Below are 26,715 nucleotides of genomic sequence, written 5' to 3'. Positions count from 1 at the left end.
CGCGCCTTTGTTTATGAGCAATGCACGGCTGTCATATCGACGCGCACTACATAATTTTCGCCCGTAAATACTCGGTAATACTCCGGAAAACTGACAGCCACCACCTTCCCCCGTTACAATCGCCGCCCCTGTTGCAACGCCTGGAGCCCGACCTTCCCGTGCCAGTTCTGCGTCTACCGCATCTTTCTGCCGCTGCAGGCAAACAACACTGGGGCAATCTTCCCGGTGCCACACTGAGCCTGGCCATTGCCGAAGCCGCCAGCGCGGCCAAGCGCTTCACCCTGCTCCTGACCGCCGACAGCCAAAGCGCCGAGCGGCTTGAGCAAGAGCTGAAGTTTTTTGCGCCTACGCTGCCGGTTCTGCACTTCCCGGACTGGGAAACCCTGCCCTACGACCTGTTTTCGCCGCACCAGGACATCATTTCCCAGCGCATTGCCAGCCTTTATCGCCTGCCGGAACTGGAGCATGGCGTTTTGGTAGTCCCCATCACCACCGCCCTACACAGACTGGCGCCGACCAAATTTCTGCTCGGCAGCAGCCTGGTGCTGGATGTCGGCCAGAAGCTCGATGTGGAAGCCATGCGTACGCGCCTGGAAGCCAGCGGCTACCGGTATGTGGACACGGTCTACGAACATGGCGAGTTCACCGTGCGCGGGGCGCTGATCGATCTGTTCCCGATGGGCAGCAAACTGCCGTTTCGGATCGACCTGTTCGACGATGAAATCGAAACGCTGCGCACCTTCGATCCGGACACCCAGCGCTCCATCGACAAGGTCGAGTCGGTGCGCCTGTTGCCTGCCCGTGAATTCCCGTTGCAGAAAGAAGAAGTCACACGTTTCAAGGCGCGCTTTCGCGAGCGCTTCGACGTGGACTTCCGGCGCAGCCCGATTTTCCAGGACTTGAGCAGCGGCATCACGCCGGCCGGCATTGAGTACTACATCCCGCTGTTCTTCGAAGAAACGTCGACGCTGTTCGATTACCTGCCGCAGGACACCCAGGTGTTCTCCCTGCCGGGCATCGAACAGGCGGCCGAGAACTTCTGGAACGACGTGCGCAATCGCTATGAAGAACGCCGCGTCGACCCTGCAAGGCCGCTGTTGCCGCCCGCAGAATTGTTTCTACCGGTAGAAGACTGCTTCGCGCGCCTGAAAAACTGGCCGCGCGTGGTCGCCAGCCAGCAGGATGTCGACGCCGGTGCCGGACGCGAGCGCTTCCCGGCGCAGTCCCTGCCGGACCTGTCCATCGAAGCCAAGGCCACTCAACCACTGGCGGCCCTGTCGAATTTTCTGGATGACTTCCCCGGTCGCGTGCTGTTCACCGCCGAGTCCGCCGGACGCCGGGAAGTGCTGCTGGAGCTGCTCGAACGCCTCAAGCTGCGCCCCAAGACCGTCGACAGCTGGCTGGATTTCGTCGACGGCAAGGACCGGCTGGCAATCACCATCGCACCGCTTGACGAAGGCCTGCTGCTGGAACAACCGGCCCTGGCGCTGATCGCAGAGAGCCCGCTGTTCGGCCAGCGCGTCATGCAGCGCCGTCGCCGCGAAAAGCGCACCGACGGCGGCAATAACGACGCGGTCATCAAGAACCTTACCGAGCTGCGCGAAGGCGCGCCGGTGGTGCACATCGATCATGGCGTAGGTCGTTATCTCGGGCTTGCGACCCTGGAAGTCGAAAACCAGGTCGCCGAATTCCTGATGCTGGCCTACGCCGAAGACGCCAAGCTGTACGTCCCGGTCGCCAACCTGCACCTGATTGCCCGTTACACCGGCAGCGACGACGAAACCGCGCCGCTGCACCGCCTGGGCTCGGAAACCTGGCAGAAAGCCAAACGCAAGGCTGCCGAGCAGGTCCGTGACGTGGCCGCCGAACTGCTGGATATCTACGCGCGTCGCGCAGCCCGCGAAGGCTATGCGTTTGCCGACCCCAAAGCCGATTACGCGACCTTCAGCGCAGGCTTCCCGTTTGAAGAGACGCCGGATCAGCAAACCACCATCGACGCCGTGCGCGCCGACATGCTGGCGCCCAAGCCGATGGATCGTCTGGTCTGTGGCGACGTGGGTTTCGGCAAGACCGAAGTGGCCATGCGTGCCGCCTTCATCGCCGTGCATGGCGGGCGTCAGGTGGCCATTCTGGTGCCGACCACCCTGCTCGCCCAGCAGCACTACAACAGCTTCCGCGACCGTTTCGCCGACTGGCCGGTGACCGTCGAAGTGATGAGCCGCTTCAAGTCGGCCAAGGAAGTCAACGCTGCGGTTGCCGATCTGGCCGAGGGCAAGATCGACATCGTTATCGGGACGCACAAGCTGTTGCAGGATGACGTCAAGATCAAGAACCTCGGTCTGGTGATCATCGACGAAGAACACCGGTTTGGCGTGCGCCAGAAAGAACAGCTCAAGGCGCTGCGCAGCGAGGTCGATATCCTGACCCTGACCGCAACGCCGATCCCGCGCACCCTGAACATGGCCGTGTCTGGCATGCGCGACCTGTCGATCATCGCCACGCCACCGGCGCGCAGGCTGTCGGTGCGTACCTTCGTGATGGAGCAGAACAAGCCGACCATCAAGGAAGCCCTGCTGCGTGAGTTGTTGCGCGGCGGTCAGGTCTATTACCTGCACAACGACGTCAAGACCATCGAGAAATGCGCTGCCGATCTGGCCGAGCTGGTGCCGGAAGCACGTATCGGCATCGGCCACGGGCAGATGCGCGAGCGCGAACTCGAACAGGTGATGAGCGACTTCTACCACAAGCGCTTCAACGTGCTGATCGCCTCGACCATCATCGAGACCGGCATCGACGTACCGAGCGCCAACACCATCATCATCGAGCGCGCCGACAAGTTCGGTCTGGCCCAGTTGCACCAGTTGCGCGGCCGCGTCGGGCGCAGTCACCACCAGGCCTACGCCTACCTGCTGACGCCGCCACGCAAACAGATCACCCACGACGCCGAAAAGCGTCTGGAAGCGATTGCCAACACCCAGGACCTGGGCGCGGGCTTCGTGCTCGCCACCAACGACCTGGAAATCCGTGGCGCAGGCGAACTGCTCGGGGACGGCCAGAGCGGTCAGATCCAGGCGGTGGGCTTCACCCTGTACATGGAAATGCTCGAGCGCGCGGTGAAGTCGATTCGCAAGGGCGAGCAGCCCAATCTCGATCAGCCATTGGGCGGCGGACCGGAAATCAACCTGCGCGTGCCGGCACTGATCCCCGAAGCCTACCTGCCGGATGTGCACACGCGCCTGATTCTCTACAAGCGCATTGCCAACGCCGCTGACGAAGAGGCCCTCAAGGACCTGCAGGTCGAAATGATCGACCGCTTCGGCTTGCTTCCGGAACCGACCAAGAACCTGGTGCGTATCACGCTGCTCAAACTGCACGCCGAACAGCTCGGCATCCGGAAAATCGACGGTGGCCCGCAAGGTGGCCGTATCGAGTTCGCGGCCGAGACACCGGTTGACCCACTGACCCTGATCAAACTGATCCAGAGCCAGCCCAACCGCTACAAGTTCGAAGGTGCCACGCTGTTCAAATTCATGGTTCCCATGGAGCGCCCGGAAGAGCGCTTCAACACGATCGAAGCGCTGCTTGAGCGCCTGACCCCGAAAACTGCTTGAAGGATTCACGCATGCTTCTGTTTCGTTCATTGATCCTGCTGCTGACGCTGATCGCGCCGGCAGCGTTCGCCGATGGCCTGTATCAGGTCGAGATTCTGCTGTTTCGCCAGAACGGCGAGCCGGCCTCGACCCGCCAGCTTGTACCGGAAAACTGGGACAAGGGCGCACAGAAGATCGACGCGAGCGATGAACGAAGCCCCGCGCTCAATGATCTGGCGAGCAAACTGCAAAGCAGCGGCCACTATGAAGTGCTGATGCAGCGCGCCTGGCAGCAGAGCATCGGCAGCGAACCGGGCAAAGTCGCCATCACCAGTGGTGACGAGCGGCTTGGTCATTACCCGATCGAGGGCACCGTGAGTCTGGCGATGGCACGCTTCACCGATATTGGTGCACAATTCTGGGTCAACCAGCTGGACCCGCATGGCGTGGTCATCAGCAGTGAACGATTGAAGCAGACTGCCAGGGTAAAGAACGGTGAGCTGACCTATCTGGACAACGGCAACCTCGCGTTGCTGATCAAGGTTTCTCCTCTTTGATCTTTACGTACGCAAGGGACGCCCAGGCGTCCCCTTTCTTTTTGAGCATCGCTGCGGCGTAGGGCTTTTTAAAACTTGTCGTCCATTCTCGAAAAAGTCCTGGCTGCGGCCTGGACAGACCTATTCCACGAGCGAACGCTTGAGCGAGGGCGCGACTACGCCCGGCAAAAACGCATCGTGCTGGAAGACTCCAGCCCGCAGATCATCCGCACCGCCTGTCGGGGCTCGGGCCTGGAAATCTACACCCAGACGCTGCTGTTCAAGGACCCCGATCGCTATAAGAACTACCTGACCTGCAAATGCACCTGCCCGGTTCGCAACGATTGCAAACATTGCGTGGCCGCCCTGCTGTTTCTGCAGGACCCGCACAACCGTCCGCTGCTGCAGGCCGCACTGGCCTCGCACCAGCAAGAGCCGGAAAAGCCCGTCGAGCAGAAGCCCAGGCTGCCGGAGCGCCTGATCGATGATCTGCAGCCACGGCCCAGGCTGATTCTGGCCAGCATCGAGTTCAGTGCCTACGAGCCGCGCAACGGGCGCATGCAGCGGCACATTCAGCACCGTGCCGCCCTGGCCTTTGCCTACGGCAAGCATTACGCGGTTGGCACCACCAACGTCAGCATTCTGGTCAGTTCGCTGGGCAGCGATCTGGTGAACCAGAAAAGCGACATCATCGAACACACCGACACCGAAACCCTGCGCATCCGTCGTCAGGGCGAACGGGAGCGGCAGTTGCGTCAGGAACTGGCCGATCTGGGTTTCAAGGTCGCCACCCGGCAAAGCAAGGCACTGCCCGACAGCGCCGGCGACATGTACGAACTGCCCAACGACAAGGCCTGGCTGCATTTTGTCCTCGATGACCTGCCGCGCCTGCGCGAACAAGGCTGGGAAATCGACATTCAGGAAGAGTTCGGTTTCGACGTCACGCCGGTGGAAGACTGGTACGCGGTCATCGACGAAGAGAACGAACGCGACTGGTTCGACCTGGAACTGGGCATCATCGTCAACGGTGAGCGCCTGAGCCTGTTGCCGATCCTGATCAACCTGATCCGCAGCCATCCCGAACTGATGAGCCCGTCGGCCGTGGCCAAGCGCGGCGACGAAGAACAACTGCTGGTGCAGCTCAATCACTTCACGCAAAGCGGCGGCAGCCCGGTACAGATCGCCCTGCCCTACGGGCGGCTCAAGCCGGTACTGGCGACGCTGGGGGACTTCTACTGGCGTCAGGAAGGCAACAACGCGCTGCGCATGAGCAAAGCCGATGCGGCGCGCCTTACTCAGCTCGAAGACCTGCCGCTGACCTGGCAGGGCGGCGACCGCCTACGTCACTTCGCCGAACGCCTGATCAACATCAAGGACGCGCCGGTCAGCCTGCCCGATGGCCTGAACGCCACGCTGCGCCCTTATCAGCTGGAAGGCCTGAGCTGGATGCAGTCGCTGCGCGAGCTGGAAGTCGGCGGCGTGCTGGCAGACGACATGGGCTTGGGCAAGACCCTGCAGACTCTGGCCCACCTGCTGATGGAAAAACAGGCCGGACGCCTCGACCGCCCGGCACTGGCGGTGATGCCGACCAGCCTGATCCCCAACTGGCTGGACGAGTCCGAGCACTTCACCCCGGACCTCAAGGTGCTGGCACTGTATGGCGCCAACCGGCATCAGGATGCCGGCAACCTTCAGGATTACGACCTGATCCTGACCACCTACGCTTTGCTGCCACGGGACCTGGAACTGCTCGAAAAACAGCCCTTCCACGTGTTGATTCTCGATGAAGCGCAGTACATCAAGAACCCCAACAGCAAGGCCGCTCAGGCCGCACGCAACCTCAACGCCCGCCAGCGCCTATGCCTGAGCGGCACGCCACTGGAAAACCATCTGGGCGAGCTGTGGTCGCTGTTTCACTTCCTGATGCCCGGCTGGCTGGGCAACAGCAAGGAATTCAACAGCAACTACCGCACCGCCATCGAAAAGCATGGCAACCAGGACCGCCTGCATCACCTCAATGCGCGCATCAAGCCGTTTCTGCTGCGTCGCACCAAGGAGCAGGTGGCGACCGAACTGCCGCCCAAGACCGAGATCATTCACTGGGTCGACCTCAATGACGCGCAGCGCGATGTGTACGAAACCGTACGTCTTGCGATGGACAAAAAGGTCAGGGACGAAATCACCCGCAAAGGCGTGGCACGCAGTCAGATCATCATTCTCGAAGCGCTGCTCAAGCTGCGTCAGGTGTGCTGCGACCTGCGCCTGGTCAATCAGGACATGCCGGTCAACAGCAAACAGGGCACCTCGGGCAAGCTCAACAGCCTGATGGAGATGTTCGAAGAACTGCTGGCCGAAGGTCGCAAGATCCTGTTGTTCTCGCAGTTCACTTCGATGCTCAGCCTGATCGAGGAAGAGCTCAAGCAGCGCGGTATCGCCTACGCCCTGCTGACCGGCTCGACCCGCGATCGCCGCACGCCGATTCATGATTTCCAGAGCGGCAAGCTGCCGATCTTCCTGATCAGCCTCAAAGCAGGCGGCACCGGCCTCAACCTGACCGCCGCCGATACGGTGATCCACTACGACCCGTGGTGGAACCCGGCAGCGGAAAACCAGGCGACCGACCGTGCGTACCGTATCGGCCAGGACAAGCCGGTATTCGTCTACAAGATGATCGCGCGCGGCACCGTGGAAGAGAAAATCCAGCGCCTGCAGCGGGAAAAATCAGCGCTGGCCTCGGGCGTGCTCGACGGGCGCACCAGCGGCGACTGGAAATTGCGCGACGAAGACCTGCAAGCGCTTTTCGCCCCACTACCCGCTGCGCCGAAGAAAACCCGCAAGTAAGCCCGTCAGGCGCTTATTCGACAGCAACCTGCTGGAGAATCTGCGCCGTCGACAGCACCGTAGCGTACTCGCCGTGCAGGTTGGCCAGTGACATCGCGTGCACTTCTTCGGCACTGCGCGGCGTGCCGAAGAAGTCCTGTTGATCGAAGGTAAAGCAAGCATCGTGCGCGACCAGCACGTCAAACCCCAGATTGCCGCCACTGCGCGCGGTGGACTCGACCGAGTTGTTGGTGACCACACCGGCGATCACCACCTGCCTGATCCCGTCGGAGCGTAACCACATTTCCAGGAAAGACCCGCAAAACGCGTCGGGGACCTGTTTGCTCAGCTCACGCTCATCGGCTTGCGGCAAGAACGCTGGCTGGTACTCGACGCCTGACTGTTGCGGCCAGAACACTGATTCGGGCGACGTCGAGAAATGCCGGACATGAATCACCGGCCGCCCGGATTGCCGCCAGGCACCGAGCAGAGCGCTGACATGGCTCTCGGCCTGTAGGTTATTGCGTCGCCCGAGCTTGGGATGATGGATGCCCTGCTGCAGGTCGATGAGGATCAGCGCGCTGTTGTCTTGAATATCCATGATCAATCAGTCCGAACTTTTGGTTCAGCAAGACTATCGCAATCAAGGTCTATTCTGGTCGCAATCGTCGACAGCCTCAGGCTTGTCCGAGACCTGCCCCCAAGGAGAACATCATGATCGAACACCTTAAACTCGCCGGCAAAGTAGCGCTCGTGCAGGGCGGCTCACGTGGTATCGGCGCAGCCATCGTCCAGCGCCTGGCCAAAGAAGGCGCTGCCGTGGCGTTTACCTACGTCAGCTCCGAGGTCAGCGCTCTGGAGATTCAGGACAGCATCGTCGCCAATGGCGGCCGCGCACTGGCCATTCGCGCAGACAGCGCCGACGAAAAAGCCATTCGCCAGGCCGTGCAGACCACTGCCGAGACCCTTGGCAGGCTGGATATCCTGGTCAACAACGCCGGCATTCTGGCCATTGCGCCGCTCAATGAATTCAGCATGCAGGACTTCGACAAGACCCTGGCCATCAACGTGCGTAGCGTATTCATCGCCAGCCAGGAAGCCGCGCGGCATATGGAAGAAGGCGGCCGCATCATCAACATTGGCAGCACCAACGCTGACCGCATGCCCTTTGCGGGCGGTGCCACCTACGCCATGAGCAAATCGGCGCTGATCGGCCTGACCAAAGGCATGGCCCGCGACCTCGGCCCGCAAGGCATCACCGTCAACAACGTCCAGCCCGGCCCGGTGGACACCGACATGAACCCGGCGCAAGGCGAATTCGCCGAAACCCTGAAAGCGTTGATGGCCCTGCCCCGCTACGGCACCAGCGAAGAAATCGCCAGCTTCGTCGCCTACCTCGCTGGCCCTGAAGCGGGCTACATCACCGGTGCCAGCCTGACCATCGACGGCGGCTTCAGCGCCTAAGGCCTGCACCACAAGCGGCCCTTTGCCCAAGGGCCGCATCCCCCACCAGGGCCTTTTACTGGCGAATCAGCGTTTATTTGCTTAAGCGCATGAAAAATCTGAAAAAAAGTTTTGCGTTAGGAAAAGCTTTCGACTACATTAGCGCGCCTCGGCAGACACAACGTTGTCGTCGAGATACGGTGAGGTGTCCGAGTGGCTTAAGGAGCACGCCTGGAAAGTGTGTATACAAGAAATTGTATCGAGGGTTCGAATCCCTCCTTCACCGCCATATTTGAAACACACGAAGCCCCTGAATTCTGAAAGGAATTCAGGGGTTTTGTGGTTTCTGGGGTCTGAAAAAATGGCCGTGATAGACCGACGAACCTATGGCTCTACGGCGAAATATTTGTCTCTGGTCATTCATAGGGCTACTTGCGGGACCCGAGCAAACTGAGGCAAGGCGTAGGCATCACAGCTGATGCGCATGGCGAAAGAAGTTGCGCTGGAATCTGGCTCGATACTTTGATTCACAAACTCCATCCTTCCATTAACGATATGGTTTCACTGGGCTCTGGCGTCTCGATGTTTTCCCTACAGAACATAACTGTTTGTTTCTACAGAAGCGATTAGGTTGAGGGCAATCCGTGGTGTGATCGACCGACGAGAGACCGCGAAGCCAGTCGGCCGGCCGGCCTTACCAGCAGTTTGTATTGGTATCGAAAACCGCCGTTGATGACCTTCAGCTATCGGCCAAGAGTGGACGCCAAAAGCGGGAGAAATAAATCTCTTCCGCTTCTTTCTCGAGGTGTTTCAGCGGGACGGTGATACATGTAGTGGCCTCAACCCTGCCAGCAGAGCTTACCCCGGTGTAGGAGCACAGCTTCGCCTCAGCTGATGGCCTGTCTCAAATCACCGGAAATGCCGTAATCTTGGTTTATTAATGTTAAACGTGGCGCTTTGAGTTCCAGTCGCCATCTGTCCCAGAGCCCAGCGCATCCACACAAATCGAGTGCCCCTAATGAGCCAAGACTTCTACCTACCTCGGACGCTCGCTACTAATGAGAGGACATTCACCGAGCATGAGCTGATGAGTGTTTCAGCCTACGTGGTCGTGCTATCTGAACCAGGTGGTGGCAAGTCATCACTGCTCAAAAGCCTCGCGGCTCAGTTGGAAGTGGAATGTGTGACTGCCAACCTCTTCAGCCACGTGGGGACCGAGACGAAGAATGGTTCGTTGGTAATCGATGCCTTCGATGAGCTTGCGAAAATCGACCAAGTTGGCATCAATAGGCTTCTAGCCTACGCGAGAAGATCTGCTCCAAGACATGTCATCATATCCAGTCGTTCAAGCGAGTGGGGTGCGTCATCAACCAAGGCATTTGAAGATGCCTTTGGATATATCCCGTTGGTGGTTAGATTAGAAGAGTTCAACGAAGCAGAACAGCGAGCTATATTCTCTCATCATGTCATGGATGAAAACTTTGAAGCGTTCCGTGATGAATTATCTAAGTTCGATTTGGAGTCTCTTTTACCCAACCCGCAATTTCTTAAGCTCTTCGCCGACGCGTACATAGAAAGTGGTAGAAGATTCAAAGACAAAAAATCAATCTTCTCAATGGCCGTTGAGCGCTTGGCCAGAGAGGTCAATACAAGCATCGCAAGCAAGCACAACTCCTTTCCGGTAGTAGACAAAGTTGCGTTAGCATCTGAAATTTTTGCCAAACTACTTCTTTCTGGCGCAGATGGTGTCACTACTAGCGAGGCAAGCGAGACTCGAATTTTTCCGATGCTCAACTCGGTGCAAAGCAAAAACCACTCAAACATTGATATCTTAGCAACGAAATTGTTTAGGCCAGGAGACCACCCTGATCTTCACCGCCCAGTTCACAAGGTCGTGGCTGAATATTGCGCAGCTTCCTATTTAGTGAAGCGTATTGGAGACCCACAGGACACGCTGACCCTACCAAAATGTTTTTCAGTGATTGCACCGAATGCTACCGTACGTGACGAACTGCGCGGCTTGATTGGATGGATGGCCGCACTAGGAAATAAAGATATACAGAACGCCATTATCCAGCTTGACCCGTACGCAGTACTCGCTAACGGCGACCCCTCTCAGCTTTATTCACCCATAAAGAGGGTTCTCATTCAAAAACTACGTGACATAGAAATGCGAGACCCTTATTTCCGAAGGGGCGACTATGGGCGCACTTTCAGCATGGCTGGTTTTTTCTCGAAAGATGTCATCGATGAGATCAGACCAATTTTGTCAGCTGGTGAGGATGGGCATCTTCGAGATCTTATACTGGAATTACTTTTTTCTAGCAAGGAGGCATCACACCTTGAGGCGGAACTACAGCATATTCTGCTATCAACTGATGAATCTCAAAATTCGAGATTGCTAGCGAGCAAGTGTCTGCTTTCTATTCCGTCCTTCGATCACAAAGCCAATCTCACATTTCTAATCGCTGAGGCTAGTCATAATTCATTGCATATAGCCTCAGACATCATCACATATCTATATGTAACGCCATACAACCATGCTATAACGCTCGACTTTCTTAGGGGGTGCGCGAGGCTCTATCCAGAGGGATATTAGCAGTACAGCCCCCAGGCCGCATCTCGATATTTTGTAAAGCGATTTGTTGGAGGGTTAAATCCTGAAATAGTCGAACGGCTTCTAGATGATCTGACCTTCGGCTTGGTGTGCACCTGTGATAAGCAACCCTATGAATGCAGTTGCCGAACAGGCATTAGCAAGATAGTTGGTTTGTTGTTAGATAATTATTTCGGCGTCGTTCCTCCACCCTATAGTCCAGCTCGGGTCTGGCAGTGGGTGAACAACTTGAACTATTACTATCAGAAAAGCACTCAGCAGAGTGCGGCCGTCAAAGTAATGCGAAAGAACGTTGAATTGAGACAAGGTTTGCTAGCATTAGTATTCACACCGCTTACTGACCGCGAAACAATTAGCAACACCAAAATCCACAAATTTGATTTTCATTCTCACTCTGGACTTGGCCTATTTGAAGAGGATAGACAATATTTAGCCGATCTGGCATTCGAGACTGATAATCCCGTTCTATGGGGTACTTGCATTACTCCTCACCACAAACATCGGACAACGAATGAGCGAGGGCCTGATCCACTGCGGCAACGTCTGCGTAGGCAAGCCTCGGCAAAACCTGCATTCATGCGCGCATGGGCTACATTTGCACGTGCGGCATCCGAACTTAAAAACATGCGTGACCTTCCCAGAAACTTCAAAAGAAGGATGGCGCGGAGTCGTAGAAGGCAGGCTTTGATTCATGAGCAGAACATCCTATACGTCAGAGAGAACAGAGATCTAATTGCGTCAGGAGCACATTGGGCATGTCTTGTGCGTTTCGCAGAGCTTTCATTGATGCACCCCGATAAAATAAATGAAGAGTTTGGCGACGAAGAAATAGCACGTACAGCATTAAAAAACTGCCTCGGCTTTATAGCCCCGTCAGTCCCAGGGTTACGTGAACTGGCAGAGCTTAGATGCTCATCAAAATTCTCTCGAGCTGTTCAGGTATTGTACGCCGCTTTCATTCTAATCATGGCGGATGAGAACTCTTTGGAGGAAGTTGATCCATCCCTACTTCGATCCCTTAGGGGCTGCATTAACGTTCACTATAGTACTGTGAATGAGAACGCCAGGGCTACTCTGAAGGAGGAGATTGACAGGATCATATTCGCCGAGACAGGTGCGCCAGAGGCGTTCTTGAGAGAGTTTATCGAGCCTCAACTTGAGACGCCATCTTGCGTCAATCCCGATGTTTGGTTGCTGGGTAATGATGAGGCATTTTGTGAACTGAAATCCAGGCTTTCGATGGAGTGGCTCGCCAGATTCGACAACTTGAATCATGATACGCTTGACACAGTATTTGATATCGCCGCAGAGCATGGAGATCGCGCGGTTTTAGAGCAAGTCATCAGAGAGCGCACATCTGATTTGATAGATCGACTACCCGAGACACTAGGCGATCCTGCTATAATTTCTAGATGCAAGTTCTGGTTTGTTCGAGCGTTTTATTTTATTGAAGGGATTAGTTATCCGCAGTGGCACTGGCTACAAACGGATCCAGATTTAATCCTCTATCTGTTCGACCGGTCAAGCCTATATAGCCGCCAGGGTCATGGCTGGCCTAGCTTAACCGCTTTAAAAACGAAAGCGGTGCTTGACGCCTATGTTGAAAAATGGCCCAGTGTTGATCTACCTGACCACTGGGGGAGCGACAGCCCAAAGAGCGAAAACGCGTACCGTCACATACGAAATTTAGTTTGGAGTTTTGATTCATTCGATCCTGAGGCTGCTATAGGGCCGCTGGCAGAGTTACTAGCAGATCCTAGGTTTATCGGCCTTCGTAAGGATATCGGTAGTATATACAGTGGCCAACTTAGGAAGCGCTCCCTTCAAAACTATGAGGCTCCGAATTCAAAGCAAATTTCAGACCTTTTAGATTTTGACTCGATCGCTACAGTAGAAGGATTGCGTCAATGCATTATTGATGAATTGCATGATTTTCAAGGAGCGATCGATGGAGGTGAATTCAATTCAGGTGCTCGTTTCTTTGAAGGTGACAAACATTTAAATGAAAATCCCTGTACTTCAATTATAGCTGAGCGACTAAGCCTAAAGCTTGTATCTAAAGATATCGCAATCACCCCAGAGCACCATCTTAAAAATGACAAGCGAAGTGACTTCACCGCTGCAAGATTGATTAATGGAGAAAGACGACTACTGGTCACAGAGGTAAAAGGACAATGGCACCCAGAGCTATACACAGCCGCAAAGTGTCAATTGCATGAGCGCTACTCAATACACCCCGACGCCGAACACCAAGGGGTTTTTCTTGTTCTATGGTTTGGGGCAGACGTGCCTGTAGCGGGACTCAAAACGTCCGAAATTAAATCAGCAGAACAACTCAGACTGAATCTTGAGGCATCGTTACCATCCGACCTGCATGGATTAATTGATATATTTGTACTGGATTTATCCGATTCCAAATAAATATCAATTAATCTCATGTTTTGCGTGCTGGAGACATGGCACTGTTGCCATTCAGCTTAACACCGCCTGTTCATCGCTTAGGGAAACTCTGAAAAAGACTTCTAAATCTGGTGAAATACTCCAGTCCCAAGCACTGAACGGTTGAGTCCCGATGAAGCAGATGTCCTTCGCTGGCGCCGAATACGCTGGCAAACGCAAAAAAACCCCGCCGTGAACGCTTCCTGATCGAGATGGATCAGGTCGTGCCCTGGAATGGCTTGGTCAAACTGATCGAGCCACACTATCCAAAGGGCGAGTTTCGAGGACAACTTGAGTCATCTCCTTACACTGCAAATCGAAAGCGCTGGATGGATCGGTGCAGGTTGGCTAATTGGGTGTGCTGTCCTCTATGCTCTCGGTGTACTGGTAGCGTGGGTTATTCGTGGCTTCCGCCATAAAGGGCCGATAAGCTCATAGCGTCCGCTATGGGACAATGTCAGCCTCTATGCACAGGTCAACCAAGGGCTTATGCATGAGGCACCGAATAATCGTGCTTGTTTCTTCAGCACTTAGATCAGGCTGCTTAACCGCCTCACCTATTAAGGCCAACGTCTGACGTCGGATCACCTCGTCAATAGCGCTGATCCTAAGCACCACGTCGTCCTGCCAGCCTTCCGGTAACGGCACACCTTGACGAGCATTCTTGATAGCAGTCTACCAAGCATTGATAATCAACAACCTACGACTCATTGCCTCACGGCGAGAACCAGTCTTCAGCTACTGGGATAAAATCTTCCGCCCGCCGACTGCCTTCTGCAAATCCTTGGGGATGGCGAGAAGAACATGCCACGTACCACCCTGAAGCTCCAAATTTTCTGCCATTATGTCCGCAGCAGAATGTCTATCGTGCGTAAAACATCCGTTTAGGTCAGCAATTACGGCACTATAAGGGCTGGAAGGTTGTTTAGTTCGAACCTCTTCTTCACCGCCATATTTTAAACCACAAAGCCCCTGAATTCTGAAAAGAATTCAGGGGCTTTGTGGTTTATGACTTCTCAAAAAGCGACTGTGCAACGCCGTATGGGCTAATGCGCACTGTTAGCCGGAAGCGATAGCGTTTTATGACTGCGATCAAATAATCGCAATCAAATTACGAGCCCAGTCCTTACGCCATCCGCCTCATGGACAAATTCATCTGCCCCATCAAATCTCTCTGTTCTCTCAGCGAAAGCACCAGCCGGGCGATGGACCGGCTGCTGTTTACTTCGGACAGGGACAGCCCCGTTACATAGAGCTGGATCTCACCTGATTCGGGGTGAAGAAGCTTCACCGAGAAGGTTTCATTTGGCGCGACGACGCACTCGCACTTTGAAGGCAGAAAGGCTGTTTCAAGAACTCGCTGAATATCGGGTTTTGAAAACATGGTGCGTCCTCTGGAAGGGGCCGAAGCGTGATGTGAAGTGTAGACGAGTTTCAGGCGAATAGGTTTCCGAGCTGCGCGCCGGATGCACGCGGCGCGTGGGGCTTTTTGTGGCGGCTGCCTGGGACTGTTTTTGCCTGATCAAGGCAACTGCCCACAACGCATCATGCTCTCTGGTCTAAAGTACCCTCTCCTGAACTCCCCGAGCCTCGACCGACATGAATGAACGCGCACGTGAACTGGCGTCTCGTCTGATTCGCAATTTTAACGAGGCTCCCCTCGAACATGAAGTTCGTGAACCGCTCTATGAAAGCTCGGCAGCCCGCTTGGGCACTGGCACAGCCGCGCAAAAGCTGGGGGCGTCGATTGATGTCGTGGCGCCGGGCAAGCGCTCCTGCCCTTATCATTTTCATCACGTGCAAGAAGAGATGTTCGTGATCGTCGAGGGCGAAGGCAGTCTGCGTGTCGCGGGCGAGATGCTGCCGATCAAGACGGGGGACGTCTTGTTTATCCCCGCAGGTGCCGATTACCCGCACCAGATAATCAATACCTCGCAGGCGCCGCTGAAATACCTGTCGATCAGCACCCGGGAAACACCCGAAGTGTGTGAATACCCGGACTCGGGCAAGTACCAGGCCATGGTTTCTGTCCAAGGGACCCGAGTGTTCACCGCCAACCAGCGGACCACGGAAAACCTCGATTACTGGGACGGCGAACCGTGATTTGAATTGTTTATAAATTGTATCCGGCAGTTCACGCTTTTTTCACGTTCGCGGGTTTATTGTTAACTCAATTCCCAGCAAGACCTTAAGCCCGCTACCCCCCATCGCGGGCTTTTCTTTGTCTGCGATTTGAGCATGCAGCGTTTGGCATGAGTCAAGAGACATCAGGGACACGACTGCTCAAGCAAGCGTCGGGCAGACAGGGAACATCATGCAGAATACGATTTCCAAGCCCTACCTCCCGGATGAAACCCGTCAATCATGAAAAACACCCTGAAAAAACTGCTCCTCGCTGTGGCATGTCTGGCGGCTGGCCCTGCTTTCGCTGCGTGTCAGATGACGCCAGTGGCGTACGACATGCCTTCGCAACGTCTGGACGAGGCCTTGCAGCAACTGGCGCATCGGTCCGGCTGCCCGGTGAAGGTCAACCTGGGCGCGGACAGCAGCAGAAAGGTCAAGAAATTCAAGGGCACCTTTACCCCGGATCAGGCGTTGTGGCTGGTCTTGAAAAAAACCGGGCTGGAAGGCTATGTCGAAAATGACGGGCTCACGGTTGACCGTCGCGGCCAGGACTTTGTAAACCAGCGGGCAACAGAGCTACGCACAGCTATCGATGAGGCAGGCACGCGGATGGAGGCCAGGAAGAAAAAGCGCTTCCTTCATCAACTGGACACCATCGAGTCCGGAGCGAAGAAGGTGGTCCTTGAACAGAGCTTTGTCAGCGCAGCCGAGATGGCGAGTTACAAGCGTGACTTCGACGAACTGTCGAGCCAGATACCGGCCAGCAAGTGATCCCGCGATAATTGCGCTAAAATTTGCCGCTTTTAAGCGCAAGGCCGAACGCGCAGTGGATGACCGATGAAAAAAACCGCATTACTCCTGATGGCACTGACCCTGCCTGCGCTTGCTCAGGGCGCAGGCGATGCCGAGGCCGGGAAAGCCGTGTTCACCCGCCTCTGCTCGGGCTGCCACAAGATCGGCCCTTCTGCACGCAGCGCATTTGGCCCGCCCCTCAACGGCATCATTGGTCGTCAGGCGGGGCAACAGGAAGGCTACGTGTACACCGACGCGATGAAGAACTCGGGGCTGGTCTGGACGCGTGAAGTGTTGCGCACTTATATCAAGGACCCGAGCGAAGTTGTCCCCGGTACACGCATGAAGCTGTGGTGGATGGGTAACGATGAGCGAATGGAAGATCTGCTGGAATACCTTGATGCCAACAAGTAGTACGAGGGGGTAAAGCGAGGTCCGGATATAAATCGCCCCCGGTACTCACCGAGGGCAGTCTGTCAGTTACTTGTCCGGCGTGTAAGGCGGGTAATCATCCTTACTGCCTTTATCGGTAGCAGGCGTCTTCGCTGGCTCGGTGGGGTCGATCTGCGGGTCTTGGGTGTTCGGCGACTTCTCGTCGAAACCCGGATCGTTCTTGTTTCCGCTGTTGCTGCCTGGCTGGGTGCCGGTCATATGCGCCTCCGTTTTTAAATTCAGGACCTGATATTAAGAGAGCCTGAGGCCACAGCCGTGCGATGTGTCTGACGAACGGGCCTGGCAGAGGGATATGGCAGCGACAAAGAGCAAGTGGTAGCCTTGCGCCATGCTCGCGTCCAGTAGGGATAACCTCATGAAAAGGCTTTCAATAACGCTGTCGGTATTCGCTTTGCTGGGCAGCGGTGCAGCATACGGCGAGATCTTCAAATGCACATCACCCCAAGGCAAGGTGAGTTATGCATCGATTCCGTGTGATGAAAGCGCGCAAAGCGCACTGCAACGCGAAGGCCCGGCCTATATGCGGAACGCAGACGAGCCGCTGGACTACGTTCACAAGACCAACCTCAAGGCTATCGAATACCTGAAAGTCGGCGGTCGCACTCGAGTGCAAGTGATCGAGACCGAGCGCTACAAGGCCTTCCAGAGAAACCGCCCGCCTCCCCCGAACATTCCTTCGCAGTGCCAAAGCCCGCGTTACGACAGCCAATGTTTCGATCCATCGGGTGGAATGTCCTCGAAAAAACAGGCGGCCTTTCGGAATACCGCTCGATAATCTACTGAGCGGTTTTCACATCGGCACGCACTTCACTGATCTGAATTTCAGGGATCAGGTCGGTGTAGTTGATGATATCGGCATTGATCTGCTTTGAATGCGGCCCCATGCCGGCTTCGAAGTCTTCAATGGAATCACAGTAAATGTGGCACATGCCGATATACACGGGGTCGGAACCTGGCGTTGCTCCGCCTATGCCGCGGTCCACGCTGTAGCCCTTGCAGTACTTGCCCATCAGCTCCTGCACCAGCGGCATGTGTTTGTCACGATAGTAATCGTGGTCGAAACGGGCACCCTCTTCATACGCATACAGCACGCTCACTTTGATCATAACGACAGGTTCCTCTTCAAATGATCGATAAATTCGTGCGGACAACCGTTTGCAAGTGCTGACATCAAAAGCCACCTCCCTCACAATCACGCGGTCTTGCCAGACTATTCAAAGAGACAGCCTGGCTATCGAAACGTTTGAGGCAAAACCACATGAATACACTTGAGTGGAACGAGGCCGCGCTGGCGAAATACCTCGCGACCCATCCGACCCTGAAGGATGAAATCAGCGCCTTGAGCCCCAAGGAGCAACAGCAGCAAGTGCAATGGGCGTTCGAAGACGAGGCCGAGAGCCTGGGTATCGAGACCTGGGAGCTGGCCTTGGAGCTGATTGCCGAGTCGCCCGAACAATTGCAGAGCATGCGCCTGGAAGCACACCGCCAGGTCGCCGAAGCACTGGGGATGGACTGGGAAGAATATTGCGGATTCAACGATATCCAGCCATGACGCGGCGCGCAGTCGGCGCAAAATCAGCCATTGATCGGCACGCCATTCAGTGACCCGGCAGTCAGCGCTTTACCTGTTCCTTATGGATGAGTAACGTCTGCTCACTTCAATAAAGGAATCACGTCATGAGTGATCTGGTCTCGTACCATCTGGACGACGGCGTCGCCACGCTGACCCTGAACAACGGCAAGGTCAATGCCATTTCCCCGGACGTGATCGTTGCGTTCAACGCGGCGCTGGATCAGGCCGAAAAGGATCGGGCCATCGTTATTCTCACCGGCCAGCCGGGCATTCTGTCGGGCGGTTACGACCTCAAGGTCATGACCTCCAGCGCCGAGGCCGCGATCGAGCTGGTCGCACAGGGCTCGACGCTGGCGCGGCGCATGCTGTCGCACCCCTTCCCGATCATCGTCGCCTGCACCGGCCACGCGGTTGCCAAGGGTGCCTTCCTGCTGCTGTCTGCCGATTATCGAATCGGTGTCGCCGGGCCATTCAGTATCGGCTTGAACGAGGTGCAGATCGGCATGACCATGCACCACGCCGGCATAGAACTGGCGCGCGATCGCCTGCGCAAATCGGCGTTCAATCGCTCGGTGATCAACGCCGAGATGTTCGACCCTGAAGCAGCGATGGCCGCCGGTTTCCTCGACCGGGTGGTCAGCGTCGAGGAGCTGCAGAGCACCGCACTGGCCGTCGCCGGGCAGCTAAAGAAGATCAATATGAACGCGCACAAGAAGACCAAACTCAAGGTCAGAAAGGCCTTGCTCGACACGCTGGAGGCAGCGATCGAGAAGGATCGGCAGCACATGCTCTGATCCCCAACCGAAGCCCGTGTAAACGGGCTTTCGTTTATCGGCGAACTCATACGCGTTTGATCAATCTGATCAGCGACCGCGCATGTTTTTGCGCCACTGACAAATTGAAGAAGCGATAGCGCCATGGGCCGAGTTGTTGCAGCAGCGGTGTACACAAAGGGCAAAAAAGTCCGTGATATTACCCTCGATGAGGGCGCTGCCTGGGCAGCCAAGCCCGATCATTTCGTCTGGATAGGACTGGAGCAGCCCACCAACGCGGAGCTGACCAGCCTCAAGGAGCAGTTCAACCTGCATGAGCTGGCCCTTGAAGACGCGCTTGAGGTGCATAGCCGTCCGAAGCTGGAAACCTTTGGCGATGCACTGTTCATCGTGACTTACGCCCCCGTTCGCGACAACGGCAAGCTGCTGTTCATCGAAACCCATATCTTCGCCGGCAAGGGTTACATCATCACCTCGCGCAACGGTCACTCCAAGTCCTACGGGCTGGTGCGTCAGCGCTGCGAAGCCAGACCACTGCTGCTGGAGCATGGCGAAGATTTCGTGCTCTACGCGCTCTTGGACTTCGTGACCGAGAACTACCAGCCGGTGACCGAAGCCATCCACGCCGAGCTCGAGCAACTGGAGCAGAGCGTCATTGGTGGTTCGTTGCGCGAGTCCGACATCCAGCACATTCATGCTCTGCGCCGCGATCTGTTACGCATGCGCCGCTACGTAGCACCGATGGTGGAAGTGGGTGAGGAATTGCAGAAACTGAGTTTTCCGTTCATTGACAAGAACATGCGTCCTTACTTTCGCGATGTCGAAATTCACGTCAAGCGGCAGATGGAAGACCTGGGCAACCTGTGTGACATCGCCAGCCAGACAATCGAAATCGGCCTGCTGCTGGAGTCGTCGAGGCAAAGCATCGTGCAACGCAAGTTTGCCGGATGGGCAGCGATTCTGGCGTTCCCGACGGCCATTGCCGGCATCTACGGCATGAACTTCGAGAACATGCCTGAACTCAAGTGGGAACACGGCTACTTCATCGTGCTGGGTGTCATTCTGGGCGGGTGTACGGCGCTGTTCGCCAGCTTCAAGCGCTCCGGCTGGCTCTAACCCCGCCACCGCATTCCCGTTCAAACAGTCCGCCGAGCCAATGACGATGAGTCATGCGTCGGGTCAGACGGACTGTTTTTCCGGCTTGTGCGCCACAAAGCGCATCATCCATTCCGCCACCGTCGCACCATGATGGTCGTGATCCAGGCTGGCGACACCCTGCTGGTAAATCTGCTCGCCCAGCGCTTCTTGGCGAAGGTCAAGCAAGGTGCGGGAAAAGTCATGGATGAACTCGGGATGCCCCTGGAAACACAGCACCTGATCATTGATATGGTAGGCCGCAAACGGGCAGAACTCGCTGGACGCAAGCACCGTCGCGTTTTCGGGCAGCGCGGTGACCTGATCCTGATGGCTGATCAGCAGCGTGAGCTTTTCCATCGCCGGCGTCATCCACGGCCTGGCGGGGGCCAGCTGATAATGGTGAATGCCGACGCCCCACCCTTGCACCGCACGCTCGGTCTTGCCGCCCAGCAGCAAGGCCAGTAACTGATGACCGAAACAGATACCCAGCAGTTTTTCGCCGCGCTGATACAGCTCCAGCAGGTAGACCTTCAAGGTCTGAATCCACGGGTCGGTGCCAAATGAGTCGGCCTTGCTGCCGGTGACCAGGTAAGCATCGAACTGCTCGTCTGCAGGTGGATAGTCCCCTTGCACCACGTTGTAGACCGTCAGCTCTGCGGCGATGGGCTGGCGAGCGAAGAGTAACTCGAACATCCGCCCATACCCATGATATTGCTCGACCAGTTCAGGCCGCAGATTGTCGGTTTCCAGAATACAGATGCGTAAAGACATAAAAGGGACCCTGAAGCAGTAATGAGGCAATAGCGCACCAGCAGAGCCTGCCTTGAAGACCTCGGCAAATCAAGCTGCACCCCCGCCCGTTTCAGACGTTTATTCCATGTAGGAAAATTCTGTCCCGGACGAACGGTGCAAAGCTGACGGCCAATGCCGAAGCGTCTAGAAAAGGGCTGTGCATTCAGCGCCGCACCCGGTAATAACGTTCGCTTCTAGATAAACACAGTTAGATTCCCAACAGTTCTAAGCTGAACGGCACCTCGGCTCTATGGTTATATCTGTAACAGGAGGCGCGCAAAATCCTTTCAGCGCTCGGGCCAGCGGTCGAATGACCGGACCCACCTGTTCAATGCGTAACCTTGCCAGCAGTCGATTATCTGTTTTGCAGATCGCGCCTGCTTCTGTTGCTCAGGAATAACAACAAAAGGCGGTCGGCCATGTTCAAGTTCAAACACTCTAAAGTACGTCAGGCGGGATTGATCCTCTTCACCACTGCGCTGTTATTGATCGTGCCTAACCTGAATCGATTGTTTGGCTGATCCACGCGCTTTCGATCGACGTTCAACTGTGCCACTCTTTCCATTCGCACTGAGGGAGGTGGAGTTTATGCGCCAATGGATTGCTGTTTGTGCACTTGTCAGTAGTTTCGCAGCACACGCGGGGATGGTCGATCAGGCTGCGGCCGTGGCAGCGCTGAAGGAAGGCAAGCTGGCGATGGATGTTCGCAGTCAGACCGACTATGACGCAGGCACGGTACTGAACGCCGTGCGCGTCGATGACCGACGGCTGGTCAATCAGATGAAACAGGTGCTCAACGACCGCAATGCGGTGTTCGTGATTTTCAGCAGCACGGACAGCAAGGCCGACAAGGCTCAGGACCAGCTCAGGGCTGCGGGCTACTTCAGCGTCATCAATGGCGGCAACTATGAAGAGCTGCACAACGCGCTCTACGACATCACCGACGACCCCGCCGAATAAGCAACGGCCGGGAACTTGAGCCCGGCCATTGCATGATGCACAGCCCAGTTACGCGTTACTGATGCTGCGCCTGGACCTGCACACGGGTTTTCACTTTCGGCGTGCCGGTCATGGGCGACACCACGACCTTGGCGTGCATATGCTCGGATCCGCCACCGCGCCGCATGCCGCGCACCGGACAGGCGTCCAGATAATCCAGCCCTACCGCCAGTTTCAAATGACGCTCGGGAATGGCCAACTGATTAGTGACATCGAAACTGTACCAGGCGTCGTCTATCCAGGCCTCGGCCCAAGCGTGGCTGGACAGATGCTCGCTGTCTTCGCTGCACAGGTAACCGGAGACATAACGAGCCGGCACCCCGAGGCTGCGGGCACAGGCCAGAAACGCGTGGGTATGGTCCTGACACACGCCAGAGCGTCCGGCGAAAGCCTGCGCGGCACTGGTGTCCACCTCGGTCGCGCCCTGGGTGTAGGTCATGTGCTGGTTGAGCGCCTGCATCAGGTCGATCAACCCGGTGCGGTCAGCTCGTTTGCGGCACTCCATCGCCGCAAAACTGCGAATCGCCTCGTCAGGCTCGGTCAGTCGGGTCACGCGCAAAAACGGCAATGCCGACTGGCTTTCGTGCTCGGCCTCGCGGGTCTCGTCGATCTCCACCTGCCCGCGCGCGCCGATGATGATCGATTCGTGCGGCTCTTCCAGGCTCAGAACATGCAGGATATTGCCAAAGGGGTCTATCTGCGCACGCACCGGACGTGGCAACGTCAGCTGCCAGCTGAGCACTTGCTGACGCTCACTGTCGTGAGGTGTCAGGCGCAGATACTGGATACTCGAGCGCACCTGGTCATCGTAGTGATAGGTGGTCTCATGGCTTATCGAAAGTCTCATGCAGCCTCCAGATACGAAGTGTGAATGGCATCACCCAGTTGAGCCAGCATCGGAATGAATTCGTTCAACCACTCGTGCAGGCCTTCAGACAGAATCTCGTCGATGCTGGTGTAGCGTAATCTGGCGTCCATCTCGGCCGCCATGCGCTGTGCGGGTCGACCGTTGACGCCGGGCAGGCTGGCCAGAATGACGTCCATCTCCTCCAGACAAGCGCGTAGCGAGCGCGGAATATCGGCACGCAGCAGCAACAGTTCGGCAACCTGACGCGCGCCTGGCGCATCCCGATAGACCTCAGTGTAAGCCTCGAACGAGGACAGCGCGCGCAGCAAGGCGCTCCACTGGTAATACCCGGCCGCCGAGTTGTCTGCGGCGGCGTTGGCCTGTGGCCCACGCAATTCAAGCATTTCATAACGGGCATCGAGCATGCGCATGGTGTTGTCGGCGCGCTCGATGAACGTGCCCAGACGGATGAAGCGGAATGCATCGTTACGCATGATGGTGCCGTAGGTCGCGCCACGGAACAGGTGCGAACGCTCCTTGACCCACTCGCAGAAACGGCTCATGCCGTAGCGGGTCAGGCCCTGCTGGGCGATGCCGCGAATCTCCAGCCAGGTGGAGTTGATGTTCTCCCACATGTCTGCGGTGATACGCCCGCGCACCGCGTGCGCACTGGCCCTCGCTGCGCCCAGGCAGCTGTAGATGCTGGCCGGATTGGTGGCGTCCAGGGCAAAGAAATGCAGCATGCGTTCGGCGTGCAGCTCGCCATGACGCTCGATATAGGTTTCCAGCGTTCCGGTGATCAGCAACGGCATGGCTATTTCATCCAGCCCGTCGCCCCGCCCGTCCTGCGGCATCAGCGACAGCGAATAGCTCACGTCCAGCATTCGGGCGAGGTTCTCCGCTCGCTCCAGGTAACGCGACATCCAGAAAAGATCAGAGGCAGTTCTACTTAACATTGGCAGGCATCCTTAATCCTCGACCACCCAGGTGTCTTTGGTTCCGCCACCCTGTGACGAATTGACCACCAGCGAGCCTTCACGCAAGGCCACTCGGGTAAGCCCGCCAGGCACAACGCGGGTTTCACGACCGGACAGAACAAACGGGCGCAAATCGATATGTCGCGGGGCGATGCCGTTCTCGACAAAGGTCGGACAGGTCGACAGGCACAAGGTGGGTTGGGCGATGTACGCATGCGGCTTGGCCTTGAGGCGTGCCCGGAAGGCTTCGATCTCGGCGGCGGTCGCTGCGGGACCGACCAGCATGCCGTAGCCACCGGAGCCCTGGGTTTCCTTGACGACCAGGTCGCCCAGGTTGGCCAGCACATGTGACAGCTCTTCAGGCTTGCGGCACTGCCAGGTCGGCACGTTCTTGAGAATCGGTTCTTCGTCCAGATAGAAGCGAATCATGTCGGTGACGTAGGGATAAACCGACTTGTCATCCGCGACGCCGGTACCGATGGCATTGGCCAGGACCACGTTGCCGGATCGATAGGCAGACAGCAGCCCAGGGACGCCCAGCATCGAATCAGGGTTGAAGGCCAGAGGATCGAGAAATGCGTCATCGAGGCGACGATAGATCACGTCAACGGCTTTCGGGCCGTCGGTGGTGCGCATGAACACGCGGTCATCGCGAACAAACAGATCAGCACCTTCCACCAGTTCAACGCCCATCTCGCGAGCCAGAAACGCATGCTCGAAAAAGGCGCTGTTGAAGCGGCCTGGCGTCAGCACCACGACACTCGGGTTGTCCAGATGACTGGAACTCTTGAGCGTGTCGAGCAACAGATTAGGGTAGTGATCGATTGGCGCAATGCGCTGCGCGGAAAACAGCTCCGGGAACAGGCGCATCATCATCTTGCGGTCTTCGAGCATATAGCTCACGCCGCTCGGGGTGCGCAGATTGTCTTCCAGCACGTAATAGGTGCCGTCACCGTCGCGCACCAGATCGACGCCGGAAATATGCGAGTACAAATCGCGGTGCAGATTAAGACCCTGCATTGCCAACTGGTACTGCTCGTTGGCCAGCACCTGTTCGGCGGGAATTATCCCGGCCTTGATAATCCTCTGGTCGTGATACAGATCGGCCAGAAACATGTTCAGCGCCTTGACGCGCTGAATGCAGCCACGCTCGACAACCCGCCATTCGCTGGCCGGGATGCTGCGCGGGATGGTATCGAAAGGGATAAGCCGCTCGGTGCCCTGCTCATCACCATAGAGGGTGAATGTGATCCCGGCACGGTGAAACAGCAGATCAGCTTCGCGCCTGCGTTGAGCCAAAAGCTCGGGAGGTGTATCACCCAGCCAGCGGGCGAACTCCCGATAGTGCGGACGGACTACGCCGGCCGCATCGTACATCTCGTCATAAAAGGTGCGGATCATGCCGTACTCCTTGTCACCATGGACACCAAGACCATCGCAAAGCCCGTGCCACCGGCATAAACGCTTTGATTTCAAAAGGTTAGGTAAACACTCGACGCTCTACGCACCATTCCTGTGCACTAAACGCCCAAGCCAATTCTTTTGCGCCTCATTCGGAAGCGTCATTCAACCGTGAAATCTATGATCAGCATAGTCAGAGTTGATTTCCGCCAACGACATTAGTTCGCCACACTCCACAGCAACAGAGCAAACAGGGCGCCAAACGCCGATTTTGCCCTAAACGATATTTTGTCCAGCAAGCCAAAAATGCCTGCGGATTTTAAACAGACTTCCCTTTGCGCCACTCGTTTGAGTGGCTTTTTTTTGACCACTGCTTATGAACCAGGCCCAGAAACAGAACCGGCCGATGCGGAACGTATCCCGAATCAGCCGGTGGTGGTGTAGTGCCTGACAATCCGCAGCCATCAAGCGTGCAGTCTTCTGATCTCCTGAGTAACGCCCCATCCCTCGACTTCGCCGTCCATAGGTGAAATGACCGTCTGGAAGTCCTGCTCGAAGTCACCAATGCCGTCATAGGTGGCGTACATGACTTTGCTCAATTGAAGGTGCCAATGACCGTCATCACGTACGTTTACCTGGGTGTTGAGGGATTCGCCGCGAAATTGCTCTGCGGCCTGCCGTGCCCGCTCCTCGTCCGGGAAGATGGCGTAGAACTCGATGGGATAGATTCGCGCGAAGTCAAAACCGCCTTCTTTCATGCGGCGCAGTACGTTACTGCTGATGTCCTCTTGATAGGCTGTGCTCATGAAACGTCCTCCTATGCAACGATAGATAGAGTTTCAACTCTTCCTGAGCGACCGCCGAGTCTTCGGAGGGCGCCTCGCGACAGATAATCCGACGCGGGGAATCAAGCATGTAGCTGACCGGACCAGGCTTGGCACCGGTCGGGTATCGAGATGTCAGAGGCTGATTGAACAGCCTCGTCTGCAGAGTAGCCCCATCGTGGGCCGGATGCCAAGTGGTTGCCACTAAAAGGTTTTTGATCAGCGCAGATCAGGCGACTTCTGTAATGGAAATGATCTGCACACTGTTATGGTCCTTGAGCGTCTTCACGGTAGGATCTTCAGTACGCCCATCAAGATCATTCAGATTCAGCTCGTCGGTAACTGGGTAGAGATCCTTGCGCAGGAAACGCGCCGCCTCCTCCTCACTCGGACGCTCATCAAAACCAGCCTCGCGGTGCTGCTGCACACCATCCTTGTCCAGATACGAAATGGCCCACTGTTTCATCAATGCCTCCCATACGAAGCCAGGCACTCTGGCTTATGTGATCTGGACCTTTTGGCCCGTGTATTCGTTCAACCGATTGCGCCGCAGGGCCAGCCATGCCGGGCAAAAAAAA

The 26,715-nt window shown here is 56.5% G+C and carries 24 protein-coding genes, 1 tRNA gene and 1 pseudogene; 16 read left to right on the top strand and 10 right to left on the bottom strand.

From position 1 onward, the window contains the following. Nucleotides 1–158 precede the first annotated feature (158 nt). The 3 genes from mfd (at nt 159) to V476_RS20590 (ending at nt 6,967) form a co-directional block, all read left to right on the top strand. On the top strand, nt 159–3,611 hold the full coding sequence (gene mfd / locus V476_RS20600; protein WP_016567723.1) for a transcription-repair coupling factor: 3,453 nt from the start codon (nt 159–161) through the stop codon (nt 3,609–3,611). Between the two features lie 11 nt (nt 3,612–3,622). Beyond that, on the top strand, nt 3,623–4,147 hold the full coding sequence (locus V476_RS20595; RefSeq protein WP_024959224.1) for a CsiV family protein: 525 nt from the start codon (nt 3,623–3,625) through the stop codon (nt 4,145–4,147). A 75-nt stretch (nt 4,148–4,222) separates the two neighbouring features. Next, nucleotides 4,223–6,967, top strand: a complete 2,745-nt coding sequence (locus V476_RS20590; RefSeq protein WP_003415893.1) for a DEAD/DEAH box helicase — start codon at nt 4,223–4,225, stop codon at nt 6,965–6,967. 13 nt (nt 6,968–6,980) lie between these two features. Here the strand turns inward: V476_RS20590 and V476_RS20585 are convergent, their stop codons facing one another. Then, on the bottom strand, nt 6,981–7,547 hold the full coding sequence (locus V476_RS20585) for a cysteine hydrolase family protein (protein ID WP_024959223.1): 567 nt from the start codon (nt 7,545–7,547) through the stop codon (nt 6,981–6,983). A 113-nt stretch (nt 7,548–7,660) separates the two neighbouring features. Here V476_RS20585 and V476_RS20580 point away from each other — a divergent pair, with 113 nt between their 5' ends. The 5 genes and pseudogenes from V476_RS20580 to V476_RS28315 form a co-directional block, all read left to right on the top strand. Beyond that, a complete protein-coding gene (locus V476_RS20580) occupies nt 7,661–8,410 on the top strand; it encodes a 3-oxoacyl-ACP reductase family protein (protein WP_003315093.1) in 750 nt (249 codons plus the stop codon). A 178-nt stretch (nt 8,411–8,588) separates the two neighbouring features. After that, nucleotides 8,589–8,678: transfer RNA gene (locus tag V476_RS20575), tRNA-Ser, on the top strand. Between the two features lie 729 nt (nt 8,679–9,407). Continuing rightward, nucleotides 9,408–10,988: an NACHT domain-containing protein gene (locus V476_RS28970; protein WP_050428307.1), complete on the top strand. Its 1,581-nt coding sequence runs from the start codon at nt 9,408–9,410 to the stop codon at nt 10,986–10,988. A 246-nt stretch (nt 10,989–11,234) separates the two neighbouring features. Further along, the gene (locus tag V476_RS28965) at nt 11,235–13,427 is read left to right on the top strand and encodes a hypothetical protein (RefSeq protein WP_235810956.1); all 2,193 of its coding nucleotides are present in this window, start codon (nt 11,235–11,237) and stop codon (nt 13,425–13,427) included. Nucleotides 13,428–13,578: 151 nt separating this feature from the next. Continuing rightward, nucleotides 13,579–13,723: pseudogene (locus tag V476_RS28315) on the top strand (IS5/IS1182 family transposase); the annotation flags it as partial. 848 nt (nt 13,724–14,571) lie between these two features. Here the strand turns inward: V476_RS28315 and V476_RS20555 are convergent. Further along, a complete protein-coding gene (locus V476_RS20555) occupies nt 14,572–14,829 on the bottom strand; it encodes a DUF1652 domain-containing protein (RefSeq protein ID WP_024959221.1) in 258 nt (85 codons plus the stop codon). Between the two features lie 215 nt (nt 14,830–15,044). Between V476_RS20555 and V476_RS20550 the strand changes: the two genes are divergently transcribed. The 3 genes from V476_RS20550 (at nt 15,045) to V476_RS20540 (ending at nt 16,775) form a co-directional block, all read left to right on the top strand. Continuing rightward, a complete protein-coding gene (locus tag V476_RS20550) occupies nt 15,045–15,548 on the top strand; it encodes a cupin domain-containing protein (protein WP_017278044.1) in 504 nt (167 codons plus the stop codon). Nucleotides 15,549–15,809: 261 nt separating this feature from the next. After that, entirely contained in the window at nt 15,810–16,340 is a 531-nt protein-coding gene (locus V476_RS20545) for a hypothetical protein (RefSeq protein ID WP_024959220.1), read from the top strand. Between the two features lie 66 nt (nt 16,341–16,406). Continuing rightward, nucleotides 16,407–16,775, top strand: a complete 369-nt coding sequence (locus V476_RS20540; protein WP_003315101.1) for a c-type cytochrome — start codon at nt 16,407–16,409, stop codon at nt 16,773–16,775. Nucleotides 16,776–16,841: 66 nt separating this feature from the next. Here the strand turns inward: V476_RS20540 and V476_RS28650 are convergent, their stop codons facing one another. Then, nucleotides 16,842–17,012: a DUF6021 family protein gene (locus V476_RS28650; protein ID WP_003315102.1), complete on the bottom strand. Its 171-nt coding sequence runs from the start codon at nt 17,010–17,012 to the stop codon at nt 16,842–16,844. Nucleotides 17,013–17,169: 157 nt separating this feature from the next. On the opposite strand from V476_RS28650, the gene V476_RS20530 reads away from it, so the two are divergent. Next, a complete protein-coding gene (locus tag V476_RS20530; RefSeq protein ID WP_003396706.1) occupies nt 17,170–17,589 on the top strand; it encodes a DUF4124 domain-containing protein in 420 nt (139 codons plus the stop codon). Between the two features lies 1 nt (nt 17,590). Here the strand turns inward: V476_RS20530 and V476_RS20525 are convergent, their stop codons facing one another. Next, a complete protein-coding gene (locus V476_RS20525; RefSeq protein WP_024959219.1) occupies nt 17,591–17,920 on the bottom strand; it encodes an EthD family reductase in 330 nt (109 codons plus the stop codon). A 152-nt stretch (nt 17,921–18,072) separates the two neighbouring features. Here V476_RS20525 and V476_RS20520 point away from each other — a divergent pair, with 152 nt between their 5' ends. The 3 genes from V476_RS20520 to V476_RS20510 all read left to right on the top strand — a co-directional run bounded on the left by V476_RS20520 (nt 18,073) and on the right by V476_RS20510 (nt 20,276). Further along, nucleotides 18,073–18,366, top strand: a complete 294-nt coding sequence (locus tag V476_RS20520; protein ID WP_024959218.1) for a DUF6388 family protein — start codon at nt 18,073–18,075, stop codon at nt 18,364–18,366. A 125-nt stretch (nt 18,367–18,491) separates the two neighbouring features. Then, nucleotides 18,492–19,181: a crotonase/enoyl-CoA hydratase family protein gene (locus V476_RS20515; protein ID WP_024959217.1), complete on the top strand. Its 690-nt coding sequence runs from the start codon at nt 18,492–18,494 to the stop codon at nt 19,179–19,181. A 123-nt stretch (nt 19,182–19,304) separates the two neighbouring features. Continuing rightward, nucleotides 19,305–20,276 carry a magnesium and cobalt transport protein CorA gene (locus V476_RS20510; RefSeq protein WP_024959216.1) on the top strand — a complete coding sequence of 324 codons (972 nt, stop codon included), beginning with the start codon at nt 19,305–19,307 and terminating at the stop codon, nt 20,274–20,276. Between the two features lie 63 nt (nt 20,277–20,339). On the opposite strand, the gene V476_RS20505 is transcribed toward V476_RS20510, so the two are convergent. Continuing rightward, nucleotides 20,340–21,068 carry an amidotransferase gene (locus V476_RS20505; protein ID WP_024959215.1) on the bottom strand — a complete coding sequence of 243 codons (729 nt, stop codon included), beginning with the start codon at nt 21,066–21,068 and terminating at the stop codon, nt 20,340–20,342. 609 nt (nt 21,069–21,677) lie between these two features. On the opposite strand from V476_RS20505, the gene V476_RS20500 reads away from it, so the two are divergent. Further along, nucleotides 21,678–22,049, top strand: coding sequence for a rhodanese-like domain-containing protein (locus V476_RS20500; protein WP_003415870.1), 372 nt, complete (start codon nt 21,678–21,680; stop codon nt 22,047–22,049). A gap of 55 nt (nt 22,050–22,104) precedes the next feature. On the opposite strand, the gene V476_RS20495 is transcribed toward V476_RS20500, so the two are convergent. From V476_RS20495 to V476_RS20475, 5 genes are all read right to left on the bottom strand, one after another. Continuing rightward, nucleotides 22,105–22,935: a transglutaminase family protein gene (locus V476_RS20495; RefSeq protein WP_003315112.1), complete on the bottom strand. Its 831-nt coding sequence runs from the start codon at nt 22,933–22,935 to the stop codon at nt 22,105–22,107. Further along, entirely contained in the window at nt 22,932–23,891 is a 960-nt protein-coding gene (locus tag V476_RS20490; RefSeq protein WP_003315113.1) for an alpha-E domain-containing protein, read from the bottom strand. The genes V476_RS20495 and V476_RS20490 overlap by 4 nt, the downstream gene beginning before the upstream one ends. Before the next feature lie 12 nt (nt 23,892–23,903). Beyond that, nucleotides 23,904–25,313, bottom strand: a complete 1,410-nt coding sequence (locus tag V476_RS20485; protein ID WP_004418420.1) for a circularly permuted type 2 ATP-grasp protein — start codon at nt 25,311–25,313, stop codon at nt 23,904–23,906. Nucleotides 25,314–25,777: 464 nt separating this feature from the next. Then, nucleotides 25,778–26,119, bottom strand: coding sequence for a ribonuclease E inhibitor RraB (locus tag V476_RS20480; RefSeq protein ID WP_003315117.1), 342 nt, complete (start codon nt 26,117–26,119; stop codon nt 25,778–25,780). Between the two features lie 247 nt (nt 26,120–26,366). Continuing rightward, nucleotides 26,367–26,603, bottom strand: coding sequence for a hypothetical protein (locus tag V476_RS20475; protein WP_003315118.1), 237 nt, complete (start codon nt 26,601–26,603; stop codon nt 26,367–26,369). Between the last annotated feature and the right edge of the window lie 112 nt (nt 26,604–26,715).

The organism is Pseudomonas syringae KCTC 12500 (genome assembly GCF_000507185.2).
Taxonomy (GTDB): Bacteria; Pseudomonadota; Gammaproteobacteria; order Pseudomonadales; family Pseudomonadaceae; genus Aquipseudomonas; species Aquipseudomonas syringae.
The sequence above is the reverse complement of the archived record's forward strand: the minus strand, read 5'-3'. Positions and strand labels throughout refer to the sequence as shown.